Source organism: Lujinxingia litoralis (assembly GCF_003260125.1).
GTDB classification, from domain to species: Bacteria; Myxococcota_A; Bradymonadia; order Bradymonadales; family Bradymonadaceae; genus Lujinxingia; species Lujinxingia litoralis.
Map to the genome: position 1 here is coordinate 66,496 of NZ_QHKO01000006.1, position 16,405 is coordinate 82,900.

At 65.9% G+C, this 16,405-nt stretch carries 13 protein-coding genes; 4 read left to right on the plus strand and 9 right to left on the minus strand.

All coding sequences use genetic code 11. The features are described 5' to 3' along the window. Positions 1-4: 4 nt before the first annotated feature. The 5 genes from sctR to DL240_RS13655 all read right to left on the minus strand — a co-directional run bounded on the left by sctR (position 5) and on the right by DL240_RS13655 (position 5,247). The gene (gene sctR / locus DL240_RS13635) at positions 5-754 is read right to left on the minus strand and encodes a type III secretion system export apparatus subunit SctR (protein ID WP_199589817.1); all 750 of its coding nucleotides are present in this window, start codon (positions 752-754) and stop codon (positions 5-7) included. Between the two features lie 122 nt (positions 755-876). Continuing rightward, positions 877-1,293 carry a FliO/MopB family protein gene (locus DL240_RS13640; RefSeq protein WP_158542567.1) on the minus strand — a complete coding sequence of 139 codons (417 nt, stop codon included), beginning with the start codon at positions 1,291-1,293 and terminating at the stop codon, positions 877-879. Positions 1,294-1,368: 75 nt separating this feature from the next. Beyond that, complete coding sequence (locus tag DL240_RS13645) at positions 1,369-2,220, minus strand: hypothetical protein (protein WP_111730461.1); 852 nt, start codon at positions 2,218-2,220, stop codon at positions 1,369-1,371. 57 nt (positions 2,221-2,277) lie between these two features. Then, on the minus strand, positions 2,278-4,425 hold the full coding sequence (locus DL240_RS13650; protein ID WP_146618295.1) for a hypothetical protein: 2,148 nt from the start codon (positions 4,423-4,425) through the stop codon (positions 2,278-2,280). A 150-nt stretch (positions 4,426-4,575) separates the two neighbouring features. Continuing rightward, the gene (locus tag DL240_RS13655) at positions 4,576-5,247 is read right to left on the minus strand and encodes a hypothetical protein (RefSeq protein ID WP_111730463.1); all 672 of its coding nucleotides are present in this window, start codon (positions 5,245-5,247) and stop codon (positions 4,576-4,578) included. A 213-nt stretch (positions 5,248-5,460) separates the two neighbouring features. Between DL240_RS13655 and DL240_RS13660 the strand changes: the two genes are divergently transcribed. From DL240_RS13660 to DL240_RS13670, 3 genes are read left to right on the plus strand one after another with little or no spacing between them, the layout of a single operon-like run. After that, a complete protein-coding gene (locus DL240_RS13660; protein WP_158542568.1) occupies positions 5,461-6,537 on the plus strand; it encodes a glycosyltransferase in 1,077 nt (358 codons plus the stop codon). Between the two features lie 31 nt (positions 6,538-6,568). After that, entirely contained in the window at positions 6,569-7,807 is a 1,239-nt protein-coding gene (locus tag DL240_RS13665) for an NHL repeat-containing protein (RefSeq protein ID WP_111730465.1), read from the plus strand. Continuing rightward, positions 7,807-8,682, plus strand: coding sequence for an ATP-grasp domain-containing protein (locus DL240_RS13670; RefSeq protein ID WP_146618296.1), 876 nt, complete (start codon positions 7,807-7,809; stop codon positions 8,680-8,682). Before DL240_RS13665 ends, DL240_RS13670 begins: the two co-directional genes overlap by 1 nt. A 71-nt stretch (positions 8,683-8,753) precedes the next feature. On the opposite strand, the gene DL240_RS13675 is transcribed toward DL240_RS13670, so the two are convergent. The 3 genes from DL240_RS13675 to DL240_RS13685 all read right to left on the minus strand — a co-directional run bounded on the left by DL240_RS13675 (position 8,754) and on the right by DL240_RS13685 (position 13,557). Beyond that, complete coding sequence (locus DL240_RS13675) at positions 8,754-9,407, minus strand: hypothetical protein (RefSeq protein ID WP_111730467.1); 654 nt, start codon at positions 9,405-9,407, stop codon at positions 8,754-8,756. A 113-nt stretch (positions 9,408-9,520) separates the two neighbouring features. Continuing rightward, positions 9,521-12,034, minus strand: coding sequence for a response regulator (locus tag DL240_RS13680; protein ID WP_111730468.1), 2,514 nt, complete (start codon positions 12,032-12,034; stop codon positions 9,521-9,523). 632 nt (positions 12,035-12,666) lie between these two features. Beyond that, the gene (locus DL240_RS13685) at positions 12,667-13,557 is read right to left on the minus strand and encodes an FkbM family methyltransferase (RefSeq protein WP_111730469.1); all 891 of its coding nucleotides are present in this window, start codon (positions 13,555-13,557) and stop codon (positions 12,667-12,669) included. Between the two features lie 568 nt (positions 13,558-14,125). Here DL240_RS13685 and DL240_RS13690 point away from each other — a divergent pair. Then, positions 14,126-14,503, plus strand: coding sequence for a DUF3703 domain-containing protein (locus tag DL240_RS13690; RefSeq protein ID WP_111730470.1), 378 nt, complete (start codon positions 14,126-14,128; stop codon positions 14,501-14,503). 88 nt (positions 14,504-14,591) lie between these two features. On the opposite strand, the gene hmgA is transcribed toward DL240_RS13690, so the two are convergent. After that, positions 14,592-15,905 (minus strand): homogentisate 1,2-dioxygenase, encoded by a 1,314-nt coding sequence (hmgA, locus tag DL240_RS13695; protein ID WP_111730471.1) that lies wholly within the window; start codon positions 15,903-15,905, stop codon positions 14,592-14,594. Between the last annotated feature and the right edge of the window lie 500 nt (positions 15,906-16,405).

A 16,405-nucleotide genomic window follows, 5' to 3' on the forward strand; every position in this document is an offset into this window, starting at 1 on the left:
AAGGTCAGACGTAGCCGAGGATCAGGCCCTTAACGACCAGGTACCAGCCGTCGACGAGTACGAAGAGCAGGAGCTTAAAGGGCAGGCTCACGGTGGTGGGGCTGAGCATATGCATCCCTAAGCTGAGCAGGATGTTGGCCACCACCAGATCGACGATGATGAAGGGCATGAAGAGGATAAAGCCGATGGTGAAGGCCTCTTTGAGTTCGGTGATTACGAAGGCGGGGACCACCACCAGGAGGTCTTCGGCGGCGACATTCTGGTGTTGTTCGGGGGGGCGAAGCTCAATGGCCAGCTCGTGCAGGAGCAGGCGATCTTCGGTGTCGGCGTGGCGCATTAAGAAGGCGCGCAGGGGCTGGCTGGCGGCCTGTGAGGCTTCTTCGATGCTGCTGAAGTTCACCTGGAGTTCGCCGCTTTCGTAGGCTTCCAGGTGCGGCTTAAGCTCCTGGAAGATGTCGTGACCGACCGGCGCCATGATGTAGACGCTGAGCAGGATCGCCAGGCCCGTGATGACCGTGTTCGGTGGGACCTGCTGCGCGCCGATGGCCGTGCGCAAGATCGAGAGCACCACGGCCACCTTCACAAAGCTCGTGACCAGGATCAGGGCAAAGGGCAGCAAGGAGAGCCCGGCCAGCAGCGCGGTGAGCGCAAGGGGGCTCTGGGCATCCGGGGCGATGCTCTCCTGGGCGGAGGCCAACGTCGGCATCAGCGCGAGAGTCAGGGCACTTAGAAAGGCAACATGACGAGGGGACACGAGGATCTCCGCAAGCTCGAGGTGACGAGGCGAATGCTTCGACTCTTATTGTCGAGACGAGCGCGGAGGTTTTGCGTGGGACGTGCGTTTTTCTGATCTTTTTTAGGGGTCAGCGATGCGTTTCAGCGATGCGTTTCAACGTTTTCGGCGTGCTCTCGCGTGCTGAGTTCGGCCGGGGAGACCGAAATGCGCTCGTCGGTCGGTGTTTCGTGAAGGGGGAGCGCGAGGTCGCAGGCGTCGGGATCGGGGGCCTCTAAGGAGGGCGCTTCGGTCGATTGCCAGGGCTCCGGGTTGAGCTCTCCCAGGGGTTGAAGTCCGTGCTCGGTGCTGGCCAGGAGCCAGTGCTGCTCGCCAGTGCGCACCACCAGCAGGCTGCGTCGAGGTTCGATGAAGTGGCGCTCAAGCACCTCGATGTGCCCCTCCGAGGAGGGGGAGCGGCGCTTCACGTGGCGCGCCAGCAGGCGCAGGGCCACGTAGGCCAGCGCCAGTACGCCACCGAGTACAATCAGGGTGCGAAGGAATAACCATCCATACGCCACGGCAACCTCCCCGTGAGGGCTCATGCTGAGTGAAGAGGGGGGAGGATGGCAGAGTTGCCCGCGAAGCGCCAGCGCTCAGGAGCAGGGGGCGTTGCTCAGGTCCTTGAGTTCCACCACCTGGGGGGCCGACGCCAGCCGGGAGAGCAGGGCGTCGACCTCGCAGCGCCGGAGCTCGGGCGAACCACTGATGGTGAGGGTGTCGAGGCGCTGCAGGGCATCCAGGCCGCCAAGGGTGTGGAGCTTCGGGTTGGCGTGGAGGTGCAGGGCGTGGAGCGCGTGGAGGTTTTCGGGGCCTTTAAGGGAGCGAAGGTTGGGGTTGGCGTGAAGGCTCAATGTGGCGGCGCGTTCCAGGTGCGTAAGCCCCTGGAGATCTTCGAGGCGCTGGAGGTTGGCCAGGGTGATACCGCGCTCGGCGGCGCGGGGATCATCGGGCCGGGAGACCTCCCGAAGCTCGGAGAAGGCGTGGAGATCGCTCAGTAAGGGCGTGCGGTCGATACGGAGTCCCAGAAGGCGGTTGAGGTGGGGGAAGTTCGGGAGGTGTTGAAGCACGGGGTTGTTGACGATCTCGATGTTGCCGACGTGGCGCAGGCCCGTCAGCGCATCCACATGCGTGAGTTCGGCGTTGCCGACAAAGCGCAGCGAGGTGTCGATGGTCGAGAGCCCGGTGAATCCCTGCAGACTCACGGTGGTGTCGAGGCTAAAGGTCAGCGCACGGGCCCGCGAGCACATCGCCTTACAGGTGTGCTCCAGTTCGTCGACGGTGCGCAGCGTGACGCGCGTGCCTTCCAGCACGCAATCGTCGACGGGCGCGGTCTCCAGGCAGGCTGGAGGCGTGCGTTCGGAGGCCGAGCCGGTGCAGGCAAGGGCTCCCAGGGTGAGGGCGGTCAGGGCCAGGCGGCGAAATGGTGTCGTGCAGAAGGTGTCCATGGTGGGCTCGCTTCGGAGGGGCGGGGCGTGTGCCCCTGTCGACCCTATTCGAAAGGTTCAGGGGGCGTCGGCATAGCGGATGCAGCGGGCGGAGGCCCGCACCTGTTTTCCGGCGGCCGCGCGCACCCGGAGTTCCCACACGTTGTAGGAGGGGCTGAGCTCGATGAGTTCGGTCCTTCCGTCGAATCTCCCAGATATTTCGGTGAGATAGCAGTAGGCTTCATCGATCGGGGCCAGGGCGCGCCGGGCTTCGGAGGAGGGGGCCTCGGGGGAGGCCGGCGGCGTTTGCAGGCTGTATTCGCCCGCCGGCCAGATATGGCGTTGCACGCCGCCTTCTCCGGGCTCGCTGAGCGTGCCAAAGGAGAGGACGCGCGCCTGGAGCTCGTCTACGTCGCTGACCAGGGTGCTCAACGCCATCACCGAGGAGGGTTCAAGCGTGGTCTCCACGTAGGTTTGCAGGCCGTTGAGCCGACCGCCCACGCCGATCAGGGCGTGGGCCTGATCGCGGAAGCCGATCCCCAGGGTCTGGGATCGGGAGGGGGTGAAGAGGTCGAGGAGGTCGTCCCGCTCCGGCGCCATACTCGTCGCCCCAAAGAGTGCCCGGGGGATGCAGGAGGCGCCGGCACGTAGCAGCTGACCCGGGGTCTGGGGGAGTCGCTTTGATTTGAGATCCACCCGCCAGATTCCCATTCCAGAGCTCGCGTCGGTTTCTTTTTTGAGCATCACCGACTCGCCGCCGCCGGCGAAGTGGCCGCTGATGTGGTTGAGGGTGCAGATCCAGTCGTCGGCGTTGGCAAAACGACCGCCGTTCGAGACCCTGCCCTGTTCGAAGACGAAGAGGCTGGGCTCGAATCGGCCGGTTGGCAGAAACTCCTTAAAGTGCTCCGGCAGCCTCAACTCGTCGAGGTGCGCCAGCAGGGTGTCGGGATCGCAGTCGGGCGGGGGAGTACACGCGGTGCATAAGGTCGGGGCGTCGGGTTGGTGGGCGACCTGGTTTTCCACGGCGGCGGCGCAGGTGTCGGTGACTCGGGTGTAGGCGTCGATGCAGCGATCGACCTCGTCGACCCACTCGCGAACCTGGGTCTGGCGGGTGGTGGACAAGGAGCCCCAGGACATCCGCCAGGGGTTTTCGATGGCCCAGCGCATGAGTTGCCAGCGGGCGTTGAGTTCGCTTCCCGATGACATCAGCGCGGCGCGCTGCGCATCGAAGTGGTGCAGGCAGTCGAGTTCGTCGGCAAAGGCATCGGCGTGGCAGTAGACAAGTTCAACGGAGTCGTAGGGTCTGGTGGCGTACTGGTAGGTCACGCCGAACCAGGGGTGCTCATAGACCTGGTTCTGTCGGAGTTCGGAGAGCGACTGCGAGATCTGCTGGTGGATCTGGGGTGTCCTGGCGAAGTCGTAGGGCTGCCAGGCCTCGGGCGTGAGGATGTCGGAGATGCTCTTGATTCCCATCGGGTAGAGGTGCCAGCCCATCCGCGCAAAGGGGCTCTCCACCAGGCTGCTGTACCAGCTGATCGCAGGGTCGTCCCCCCAGCCGGTGAGTCGGTTGAAGGGGAGGACGTTGCGCAGGTCACCGCGCTCTTCACGGCTTAGATCGGTGACGTCGGCCAGGAGGAGAAAGATGCGGCCCAGCACCTCGATGTTGACGTAGGCGCTACCGCAGCGCCGGGCGAACTCCCCGGGTGTTGCTGGCCGCTCTTCTGGCGAAAGTCCGCAGGTGCTCTCCGGCGCGTAGGTGGAGACACCGTTGTCGTAGATGGGGCCATAGGGATGGAGCGAACGAACCAGGTGAGGTGTGGTCAGCACCAGCCATACGACCTCGCGAGCCCCCTGGTCGGCGAGCTCGGTGTGGCGCGCTTCGAGCCGAGTGGCCAGGCTATCTGCCCCCGGTAGCTCGGGCGCGAGGAGCTGACGGACCTCCCGGGAGGTCTGGGCCGGCGTCTGACTGAATCCGGCGAGCGAGATAGCCCCGGCGGAGACGTTTTGGACCCGATAGGTGTAGTTCGCCAGGCAGAGCTCTTCGCCAGGTGCGGCCTCCCCGCTGAGCGTGCCCCCCGGGAGCACCCCGGCTCCGGGGGATTGATAGGGGACCAGCGCGTGCTTTGCGCTGTGGGAGGCCTGCAGGGAGGGATCTTCACAGCCCGCCACCACAAGGGAAGCGAGCGCCAGAGCCTGGAGCATGCCGGGAAGAAATAGGCGCATCATCTCATCATCCGCAGAAGGTTAGCCGAAGACTCGGGCGCGGAAGAGGAGACGATGTGTCGCCCCCGGCGCCCACCTGGAAGTATTTAACTTCACTCTAAAGGGTGAGACGCGGAGGGCGCAGCAATTTGTGCAAGCGAGTTGCCGGGGGGCTTACTCGCCGGCGATTTCCTGGCTGGAAACCAGCGCAAAGATCGCGTCGCGGAGCTCGCCGGCCTGCTGGAGCATGTCGGCCTGTTCCTCGGGCTCCATCTGGTCGAGGGCTTTTTCGACCTCGTTGAGCGCGCGCTTGAGGTGTTTGAGCGGGTTGGGCGCCGGCTCTTCACGCAGGTGCTCGGGGACCGCCTCTTGGAACTCCTTGCGCAGCTCCCGGGCATTGCGTTCGCCGCGTAGCGCGGAGTCCTTGAGCTCCATGTAGGTTTCCTGGGGCACGCGCTCGTCGGCGACCTCCCGGTAGCCTTTGGCCATCACCGAGACGGTGTCCATGTCGGGCAACACGCGGGCGGGCTCATCGGGGCGCCGGTTGCGGGGCAGGTACTCGGGGGCCTCTTCGGCCAGCCAGCTGTAGCCTTCGAGAATTTTGCGGGCGGTGGCCCGGCTGATGTCGAGTTCGGTGGCGCAGTAGGCAAACACCGTGCGATAGCCCCATTCCTTGAAGGCGTCGTTGTCGACGATGTCGCTCAAGTATTCGGCCAGCTCCACCCAGGCCGAGCGGAAATCCACCGAACCTTTGAGCGCCTGATAGCGCAAATCGTCTTCGCTCAGGGTGTCGAGCATCGCCTTGAGGCGTCCTTCCAGGGTTTCTTGATCGAGTCCTTCACTCATGATGGCTCCGGGGAGAGGAGGTCTGTGTTGGAGGCCGGTGTATCGTAGCCGGGCGTTGTTCGCCAGCGTGAAGGTGGCGAGCCGGTCGGGGGGAGGTGTGCTGCGGCGGGTTGAGCACAAGGGTGCCCCCGGGAGCGAGCTGATATAAGGGGGAGAGGCCTCCCGAAGAGACAGGTGCGTTGTGCGCGAGGAGGGGATGAGAGGGAGTGGTACGTGGTTGAAAGAGAGCACAGTCGTCGCGCTGATCCACCGGCGCCCGCGGAACTCGCCGTGGTGATTCCGACCCTGGAGGAGGAGGCGCGGTTATGGCGAGTGCTCCGGGCGCTCCGGGCGCAGCGGGGCGTGCGCCTGGAGGTGGTCGTGGCCGACGGGGGCTCGACCGACGCGACCTGTCAGGTGGCCCGCGAGGCCGGCGCCCGGGTGGTGCGGGCGCCGCGGGGGCGCGGGCGGCAGATGAACGCCGGCGCGCGGGCCTGTCAGGCCGAGTGGTTGCTTTTTTTGCATGCCGACAGCGTCCCGGCCGATCCGGATCTGTTGCGCGACGCGCTGGAGCAGATGCGCCGCGAGGAGGCCCGGGCTCCGGGGGCGGTGGTGGGGCATTTCGCGCTGGTGTTCGAGGGGGCGGGGCGCCGGGAGTGGCCCGGTTTTTACCGGGGGCTGGAACGAAAGTCGGCGCTCAACCGGTCCAACACCACTCACGGCGATCAGGGGTTGTGGATGCGCCGGTCCTGGTTTGAGGCGCTGGGGGGCTTTGATGAGGAGTTGGGCTTTCTGGAAGACCAGCGCCTCATCGCGACGCTGGAGGCGCGGGGTGGGCATCGGGTGACGTTGGGAGGGTACTTGAAGACGTCGACGCGGCGTTTTGCCGCCGAGGGGGTGGCGGCCAGCTATCTGAACATGGCGCTGATTCTGATGGCCGAGGCCGCCGGTCTGGAGGCCTTCTGGCAGGAGGCCTTGAGCGTGTATCCGGGGCAGCATCAGGCTGTGGCGCTTAAGCCTGTGAGGCGTCTGGGGGCGTTTGTCGGGGCGTTAGCGGGGTTGGGTTCCCGGGAGCGTCGCGCGGCGATTCGGGAGCTAAGGGGCCTGGCCGAGCGTCAGCTCTGGCAGGTTCCGTTCTGGCTCGATGTGCGCCTGTGGCCGGCGTCGCACGGACCGACACCGCTGACCAGTGCCTGGGATGGGCTGGTGGCGCGGTGTTTGTGCCTTTGCTCCGCCCGGGGTGCTGACGTAAAGTGCCGGCCCGAACGATGGGAACGCGATGAAGAAGACGTCCGGTGCCGGGGCCTGTGAGAGGCCGGGGCGCCCAGGTAAAGGAGTGGATGTGGGTGTGTTGAGCGTGAAGAAGTTGGCCCTGGTAGGCGCGGCGTCGGTGGTCATGGCCGCCGGGTGCGGCGAAGAGAACCCGGCGGAGTGCCAGAGTTTTGCCGACTGTGGCGGGGAAACCCCCTGGTGTTCGCCGGAGGCGACCTGTGAGGCGCTCCCGATGGGGCATCAGATCGGTGTGGGCGACGGCAGTCCCGGGTCGGTGGACCTGGTGACGGTGTACACGACCGAGCGGGAGATGGAGCTCACCGATCTGGCGTTCAATCCGATCGAAGAGAACGAGTTATGGCTGGTGCGCCGGGAATTTGAGAGCGACGAGCCCTGTGAGGAAGGCAACGCCACGGCGGCCGGTTGCGCGGCGCTGGAAGGCTCGGTGGCGGTGATCTGGGACGTGGGTTCGGCCGAGCAGCAGGTCTACACCGAGACCGATCCCAACGCCTGGCACTTTATGCGTCGTCCGCCGGCGTTGGCCTTTGGCGATAATGGCTTCTGGGCCACGGTCGGCGAGGCGCGCACGGCGAACTACATGGACGGCGCGGTCGACTTTATGGGGCCGGTGCTCTGGTCGGCCGACCTGGAGGTCTTTGGCGTGCAGCCTCCCGGGCTCAACGGGTCGCACTTCGATATGCTGCATCACGCGCCCTACGGGATGGGCATCGCCCATGAGGTCGATAACGTCTACTGGGTGTTCAACGGGGAGCTGGGCTCAATCGATCGCACCGACTTTGCCATGGACCACGGCGCCGGCCAGGATTACCACGGCGATGGCGAGGTCCTGCGCTACGTGCCCGGGCAGGTCAAGCGGGTGGAGAACGTGCCCAGCCATATGCAGCTCGATAAGGAGACGAACCTCCTCTACGTGGCCGATACCGGCAACGCTCGGATCGTGCGCCTGGACATCACCGCCGGGGAGCAGGGCTCGCCGATCAGCGAGCCGAACTTCGACGGGCTGGAGATCTTCCATCACATGGAGGGCGTCGAGCTCGAAGAGGTGGTGGCCCCGGGGCTTCTGGAGGCGCCCAGCGGACTGGCGCTCTACGAAGGCGTGATCTTTGTGAGCGACCAGGCCACCGGCAAGTTGCACGCGTTTAGCCTGGAAGGCGAGCACCTGCGGGAGCTCGATACCGGTCTGGGCGCCGGCGCGCTGGCCGGCGTGGAGGTCAGCCCCGTTGATGGCAACCTCTACTTTGTGCATCAGTCCGAGGGCAAACTCTACCGCGTGGATGTGATCCTGTGATGGAGACTCGACGAGGGATAGGCGCCCGGGCCTTTGATGTGCAGGTGGTCACCTGCGCTGAGCTCCCGGAGCCCGACCCGGATCTGGCGCCGCTAATGGCGGCGCTCGATGCGGCGGGGCTGCGCAGCCGGGTGGTGGTCTGGGATGATCCTCAGGTGGACTGGTCGCAGGCCAGTCTGACGGTGATCCGCTCGACCTGGGATTACCACCGTCGCCGGGAGGCCTTTGTGGCCTGGGCGCAGGCCGCCGGCGAACTCAGCGAGCTGCATAATCCGGCGGCGGTGGTGCAGTGGAACACCCATAAGCGCTACCTGCTCATGCTGAGTCTGCGCGGGGTGGCCGCGGTGCCCACCGCGATGCTGGAGCAGGGCTCCCCGGTGAGCGTGGCCGAGCTCTGCGCGGACCAGGGCTGGCAGAAGATCGTGGTCAAGCCGGCGGTTTCGGCCGGTTCGTACCAGACGCATGTGATGGAGGTCGGCGCGCTCGATGAGGCGTTGGCGGCCGAGCTGGTGGCGGCCGAAGACGTGCTGGTGCAGCCCTACATCGAGAGCGTGGACACCTACGGGGAGCGCTCGTTGATTTACATCGATGGGGAGCTGACCCACAGCATGCGTAAGGCGCCGCGTTTTGCCGGGCAAGATGAGTCGGTGAGCGGGCCGCATCCGGTGGATGCGGCCGAGGCGGAGCTGGGATCTCGGGCGTTGCGGGCGATCGGGGGAGAAGGTCTGCTCTACGCCCGGATCGATCTGGTGCGGGGTGGGGACGGAGCGCCGATGGTCGCGGAGCTGGAGCTGGTGGAGCCTTCGCTCTTCTTTGCGATGGAGCCCCGCGCGCTGGAGCGCTACGTGGCCGGGATCCTGCGGCGACTGGGCTGACATAAACGCGGGAGCTGGCTTTCGCCAGCCCCCGCGCGTTTGACGGTGTGACTGAAGAGCCCCCTCCCCCCCTACTTCACTACCTCTTTTAAGTCGTACATCTCCACGTTGTCGAAACTCGCCGGGGCCAGCCAGTTGTTGAAGGCGAAGTGGCGGTGGCCCGGCCCCTGCAGGGGGGCGCGGTCGTCGTAGGTCAGGAAGGGTTTGCCGTCGACGTACCAGCGCAGGCGCTGATCGGTGCGCACGACCGTGAAGGTGTAGGTGCGCTCGGGTTCGACGCGTTGATCGCCGGCGCCGACCAGGCGGTCGTCGCCGTGCTCGTCGAGACGGGCGATGATGTTGAGGCTGTTGTTCCAGCCCCCGAAGATGCCGACGTAGCCGCTCTCGTGGGTGCGTCCGTCTCCCAGAATTTCGAACTTGAGATCGCCGGTCTCGGAGTGGGCCGTGGCCTCAAAGCTGAGGCGGAAATGCTCGGGCAGCGGGGTCTGAAGCCAGAGGGCGTCGTTGCGGGCGCCGGCGACCTTGAGTTTGCCTTCCTCGTATTTCCAGCCCGGGTAGCCCGACTGCCATTCGTCTGTTGAGGAGGGATCGTCAAAGGTCTCGCTGTAGACGAGCTGGCCCCCGGTGAGCCCGAGGTTCGGATCGACCGGGGGAACTTCGGGGGCCTGATCGCAGGCGGTGAAGAGCAGCGGGATCGTGACAAACACCAGGGGGGAGAGACGCATCAGCAACCTCGGGGGCGAGTGGCGAGAATCGGCGGGGGGGGGAGACGAAGGGGAGGGCGCGCGGGGGGAGGGCGTCGAATCGACGCGCCCCCCCGGGCCCGGGGGGGGAGGGGTCAGGCGTGCTCGCGAACTCTCTGCACCAGCGCGCGGATCTGCTCAAGGAGAAGATCGCTCTCGTCGCCGCCCTTGGGCAGGATCTCCCGGGTGCTCTGAGCGAGTTCCTGGCGGTCGGCGGCCGAGAGCTCTTTGGCGGTGATCACGACCACCGGGATGGTGGCGTGGACCTCGTCCTTGCGGACCTGCCTCAAGAATTCGAAGCCGTCCATTTTGGGCATCATCAGATCCAGGAGGATCAGGTCGGGGAGCTTCTGGCCGAGGGCATCCAGGCCTTCCAGGCCGTTTTCGGCCTGGTCGACCTGCCAGCCCTCTTTCGTCAGGACCCGGGCGATCAGCGAGCGGGTGGGCTCGTCATCTTCGACAAAAAGGACGCGGCCCTGGGGCTGGTCGGGCTCGGAGCGGTAGGTGTCCAGGATGGTGAGGAGGGCGTCGCGGTCGATGGGCTTCATCAGGTAGTGATCGGCGCCCAGGGCGTAGCCGCGGGAGGTTTCGGAGACCATGGTGACCATGATCACCGGGATCTGCTCGAGCTGAGGGTCGGATTTGAGGCGCGCCAGGGTGGACCAGCCGTCGAGCTGGGGCATCATCACGTCGAGGGTGATGGCTGCCGGGATGAGCTCGGCGGCCAGGTGAAGGCCCTCGGTGCCACTGGCGGCGGCGACGACCTCAAAGCCCTCGCGCTCCAGCATCCGGCGCAGCAGGTCGCGCACGGTGGGATCGTCGTCGATCACCAGCACGGTGTCGCCGGGACCGGGGCCGGGGTCGGGTCGGGGGGTGTCGCGCTCCTCGGCTGGCGAGTGGCGAGGGAGTTCGTTGGCGCGCAGATCGGCGCTGAGGCGCACGGTGAAGATGGTGCCCTGGTCTTTGTGGCTCTCCACCTCGATGGTGCCGCCCAGGAGGCTGGCGAAGTGGCGGGTGATGGTCAGGCCCAGGCCGGTGCCGCCGAACTCACGGGTGGTGGAGGTGTCGGCCTGGGTAAAGGCCTCAAAAATCTCCTGAAGCTCCTCGGGGGTCATGCCGATGCCGGTGTCTTCGACGCGCAGGACGATGGTGTTGGTGTCGTCGTCGCTGCGGGCGTCGACTTTGACCTGGCCCTGGCGGGTGAATTTGCAGGCGTTGGAGAGGAGGTTGAACACGATCTGACGCACCTTGGTGGGATCGGAGCGCATGAAGCGCAGGTTCGGATCCAGGGTGAGCGTCAGGGCGTTGAAGTTCTGTTTGGCCAGGGGGGCCACGGTACCGGCCACATCGTCGAGGAGCTCGCTGATGTCGAAGAGCTCGATGTGGGTGGTCATCTTGCCGGCTTCGATCTTGGAGAGGTCCAGGATGTCGTTGATCACCGCCAGGAGGTGCTTTCCGGCGGAGCGGATGCGTTTGAGGTCGGGGCGGAAGGGGCGGACCATCTCGGCGGCGGGGCCGCCTTCTTCTTCGATGTAGTCGATCTCTTCGAGGACGATTTCGGAGTACCCGATGACGGCGTTGAGCGGGGTGCGCAGCTCGTGGCTCATGTTGGCCAAAAAGGTGCTCTTGGCGCGGTTGGCCTCCAGGGCCTCGTCGCGGGCCTTCTCCAGGGCCAGTTTGGCGGCGACGCGCTCGGTGATGTCCCTCAGGATGAGCACGTAGCTGGCGCGGGCGCTATCGCCGAGCACGCCCAGGGCGACCTCGATGGGGAAGTCTTCGCCGTGGCGTCGGGCTTCGAGCTGGGTGGCTTCGCGCAGGGAGCCGTCTTGAGCGGCCTGAGCCAGACGCGAGGCGCTGAGCGAGGGGACCAGTTCGGCGATGGGGCGCAGGTAGAGTTCGCGGACCTCGGCGCCAAAGATGCGGGCGGTGGCCGGGTTGGCGGCTTCGATCACCCCGTCGGCGTTGATGGCCAGGATGCCATCGGGGGCGGTGTCGACCACGGCCCGGGTCTCCGCCTCGCGTTCTTTGACGTTGCCGATGAGCCAGTCCTGGAGGCGGTCTTTGAAGACGAACATGGAGAACATCACGCAGCCCAGACCCATGATCTCCAGGAGGCGGCGCAGCTCGTCGCCAGCCGGGCTGGTGGAGTCGGTGAAGGGGAAGCCGCCGACATCGGCGCCAAAGATGGCAAGCCAGGTGAGCACGGTGATGGCCATCCAGATCCGGGCCGGCCCGGCACCGAAGAAGAGCAGGGCAAACATCGGGACCAGCGCCAGCCAGCTGATGGAGGCCGCCTGAATGCCCCCGGAGACAAAGACCAGCCCGACGATGAGCGCGTAAAAGGGCAACAGAATCAGGTTGCCGGCCACGCGCATGTTGCGTCGGGCTTTGAGCGCGAAGGGGGCCAGCGCGATGGAGATGGTGCCGGCGCCGATCGCCAGCGCGATCGGCAACGAGCCCTGGCTGGTGTAGGAGAAGAGGCCGATGATCGGCCCCCATATCACCATAAAAAAGACGGTTTTGATGGCGAGCTCGGCGCGTTTGCGCTCGATGTTGCGTTCACCCCGGAGGTTTTCGGGGATGAAGTAGTCGACAGCCTTTTGCAGCATGATTTCCAGCCTGAGGTTGTAGACGCGTGGCGCCTGATCCGAGGACCGGGTTCCGGGTGGAGGGCCTGAAAGAGATAATGTGCGGGTGGCGCGCGGCTCACCCTCTTCGAAACTCTTCGCGGAGGCGATCGCGCGGGATGCGCTTCGCTCAAGGATGGTGTTGATGCGCTCTGGCAGAAGAGAAAGCGATCACCGTCGGTGAGTCCCCCTGGCGGTGATCACGACGACCGAAATGCGATGATGGCTGCCATCCTGCCTCAGGTGCTGAAGAAACTCAAAGGCCGCTGACACCCCCGCGTTGATCAGCGCGGGAGTGACCCTCGGGGCGCCGGGAGCTCCCGGGGCTTCTGGCACGGGGAAGATACCGGAACTCCCGGGGGCACAGCTCGTCACTCCGCCCGGGGAAGGCGCTCGTGGCTGTGTGCGCTCGTCGGGGCGATGCGGCGGGAGGATGGCGCGCGAAAGAGGAGGCGCGCTCAGGCAACGAGAAGCGTCGCCCGTTGAGGGCGTTTCGTCGCCGGGGAAGGGCAGGTGTGACGCGGGGGGCTGGCACGGGGAGAGGCAGCCCCGGATGAGCCGGGGCAAAGCCTCGGGAGGCCTGCCGGGGGCGTGGGCAGACCTCCCCGTCGCTCTCAGGTGTCGGCCAGGAAGCGGGGCGGGACGGCCAGCACGTTTTGGAAGAGGCCTAAGCGGGTGGCGTCGAGGGCCCGCAGCGCAAATCCGGGGCGATCGTCGTCGATCCGCAAAAAGACATAGCCGTAGGCGCTCAGCTCGTCGAGGAGCCGGGTCATGGGGTAGCCCGCGTTCTGGCAGGTGACCTGGCTGAGCTCAAAGATGATGTGGGGCCGAAAGCGGGTGAGCGTCTGGTGGGCGCCCTGGAGGGCGGCGAGTTCGGCGCCTTCGACGTCGATTTTGATCAGGTCGAGGCGTTCCAGATCGTGTTCTTCGACAAAGGCGTCGAGGGTGGTGAGTTCGATGGTATGCGAGGGCCGGCTGCGTTTCTCGTCGGGGTAGAGGGAGGCCACGCCGCGGTTGTAGGTGCCATCGTTAGCGCGCGTCTCGGCCTCATAAAAGGTGGCGCTTCCGGGGCTGTCGCTGAGCCCGAGGTTGACCAGGGTGACATTATCAAAGCCGTTGGCTTCCACGTTGTGAGCCAGGCGCGGGAAGATGACGTCGCCGGGCTCGAACGCAAACACGCGCCCCTGGCTCAAGTGCTTGGCGGCCACCAGGGTGAACTCCCCGTGGTTGGCGCCGATGTCGATGAAGGTGTGGTGGGGCTTTAAGAGGTGGGTCAGCAGGCGTGTCTGGGGCTCGGAGTAGGAGCCTCGCCAGAAGATCTGGCTGCCCATATGCTCGTCGAGGTGGAGGCGGAAATGCAGGTCACCGTCAAAGTCATCCAGGTCGATCTGCAGCGGGAAGTTTGCGGCCACTCGTCGGGCGGAGTCACTCAGGCGAGAGAGTCCCCGGTGCTGGTAGAGAAATCGCGAGGCGCGTCGGAGCTGTCGGATCACGTCGGTTTTCATGGGGCTCGCTTCCGGAGTGGGTGATGGGCGCGGTCGTCAAGGCATCCCCCCTTTTTTAAGGAGGGCTCGGGTGAGTCAGAACGGCAGGCATCGTAGAGGGGCCAAAGGGGGCGTGGCAAGGTCGGGAGGGGGCGCTTTCGGGGGACTTTCGGGTAGCAAAACGTAACGGACGTGACCGGCACGCCGGCGCTCGTGGGCGCCGGGGGCCTCGCCGGTCTTGCTGCGGGGGAAGGTGTCTGTCGGGGCGGCGTTTTCAGGGAGGTGGGCCGGGGAGGGATACGATGTTTCACGTGAAACGATCTTCGGAAAGTTCTGTAAAATCAAGATGATGCGCCACCCACAGAGCGGCTTTGAAGGGTGATGCGGCGCGGGCGCGGGGATGCTCTGGTCCGTCGACCGGGTGGGGGAGCTCGCCAGGGGCGCGCCCGGTGTAGCCGGGGAGAAGACGGTGTAAGGAGCCCCTGGCGAGCGTCGTCTATAGAGCAGCGGGTGTTATGCCGCGAGCCGCCGCCGGTGTCCGGCCCGCGGCGCTGCTTTTCCCTTTATTCGGTCGAGCCGAGGAGATGTGATGGGTTTGAACACGACGATGCCGCGGGGGCTTCGCCCCTATTTTGAGCGCGAGCTGGCCCGGGCGGCCACCCTTCTGGAGGAGGGCGATTTGAGCCGCAGCTGGCGTCACCTGGAGCGCGCCCACGTGCTGGGGCAGGCCTTTCCCCTCGAGCACACGCGGGCCCACTGGCGGATGCTGCGCTTTGGGCTGCGCATCAAAGATCGGCGCGAGATTCTGGGGCAGCTCCCGCGCCTGGCGGTCGGCGGGGTGAAGTCCTTTGTGGGCACGATCCCCACGGGCAACACCGGCGGCGCCAATATCTCGGCGCTGCGGCCCCTGCCGATTCCCGAGGACCTGCGGGAGCTGCTGGTGGCCCACGGGGCGCCGGTGCACTAAGGCCGGGGAAAAGCCATCCCATAAAAAAAGGCCGCGTCGAAAGACGCGGCCTTTTTTGGGTTCACACATCGCCGGGAGGCCGGGGCGTTTAGCTCCAGTCGCCCTCGGGGGTGCCGTTGAAGCGTTTTTTGAGCCCTTCCCAGCAGTCGACGTAGTCGGATTGCAGGGTCTCAAGGCCGGCGCTGTAGGTGGTGAGGTGCTGGGGCAGGCGGGTCTCCAGCATGAAGGCCATGGTGCCGGCGAGCTTCTGGGGCTGGAGCTCGGCGCGGGAGGCTTTTTCGAAGGCGTCGAGGTCGGGGCCGTGGGGGAGCATCATGTTGTGCAGGCTCATGCCCCCGGGCAAGAAGCCCTCTTCTTTGGCGTCGTACTGCCCGTAGATCAGGCCCATGAACTCCGACATGATGTTGCGGTGGTACCAGGGGGGCCGGAAGGTGTTTTCGCCCACCAGCCAGCGGTCGGAGAAGAGCACGAAGTCGATGTTGGCGGTGCCGGCCTCGGCCGAGGGGCTCGTCAGGACGGTGAAGATCGAGGGATCGGGGTGATCGAAGAGGATGGCCCCGATGGGGGAGTAGTCGCGCAGGTCGTATTTGTAGGGGGCGTAGTTGCCGTGCCAGGCGACCACATCCAGGGGGGAGTGCCCGATGGTGGTGCGGTAGTGGCGCCCGCACCATTTGATATGGATGGAGCTCTCGCGCTCCACGTCTTCGAAGGCCGCCACCGGGTATTTAAAGTCGCGGGGGTTGGCCATGCAGTTGGCGCCGATGGGGCCGCGCTCGGGCAGGGTGAATTTGCCGCCGTAGTTCTCGCAGAGGTAGCCGCGGGCCGGCCCATCCACGAGCTCAAAGCGAAAGACCATGCCCCGCGGGATCACCGCCAACTCGCCGGGGCCCAGCTCCAGGATGCCCATCTCGGTGACCAGGCGGATGTGGCCCTGCTGGGGCAGAAAGAGCAGCTCTCCGTCGGCGCAGAGGGTGTACTCATCTTCCATGGAGCGGGTCACCAGGTAGAGGTGCGCGGCCATGCCGGCCTGACCGATGACGTCGCCGGCGGTGGAGATGGTGCGCACGCCCTCGACAAAGGAGGTGGCCTCCTCGGGCAGGGGGACCGGGTCCCAGCGGCGCTGACCGATGGGCAGCTCGGCCTCATCGGTGGTGGGGCCGCTGCGCCACAGGGGGAGCTGGAGGGGGGCGTAGCTGCCCATATGCCGCACCGAGGGGCGGATGCGGTAGAGCCAGGAGCGCTCGTTGGTGCTGCGCGGGGCGGTGAATGGCGAGCCCGAGAGCTGCTCGGCGTAGAGCCCGTAGGGCGATCGCTGTGGCGAGTTGCGGCCCCGGGGGAGGGCTCCCTCCAGCGATTCGGTCTCAAAGTCGTTGCCAAACCCGGTCATGTACTCAAGCGTCATGGCATCTCTCCGGCGTAGTGCTGCTCTCTGAATGTGAAGGGCGCTGAATGGCTGGCTCTCTGGATAGCGCGGCCCGGCGACGGTGGCAACGCTTCGTCAGCGGATGACGCGTGCGGGGCCAGGTGAGCGCTGGCGAGTTCTCCGGGAGAGCTCGCCACAGCTAAGCACCCGGGCGGCGCAAGCGAGTGTTTTTGTTCGGGGGCTTTTAGTTCAGGGCTTTTAGTTCAGGGAGGGGAGTTCGGGGGGCGGTGCCGGTCAACATGCCCCTTTGGTCAGGAGAGGTGTCGTCTCCATCCATCAGGAAGGCGTAGAAGGTACGATGAAGGATGTGCGATGGCCGCCTGGCGAGTTTTCTGGCGAGCGAGGGGATGCCCGATGCTTCGGCGCGGGGTAAAACGCGAGGGAAAGGCATCGACTGCGCCAAAATGTCGCATTTTTGGGGAATCGGGGTGATGCCGGGTCGGTCACGCGCTGCCGGAGGACAATCTGGGGATGGGATC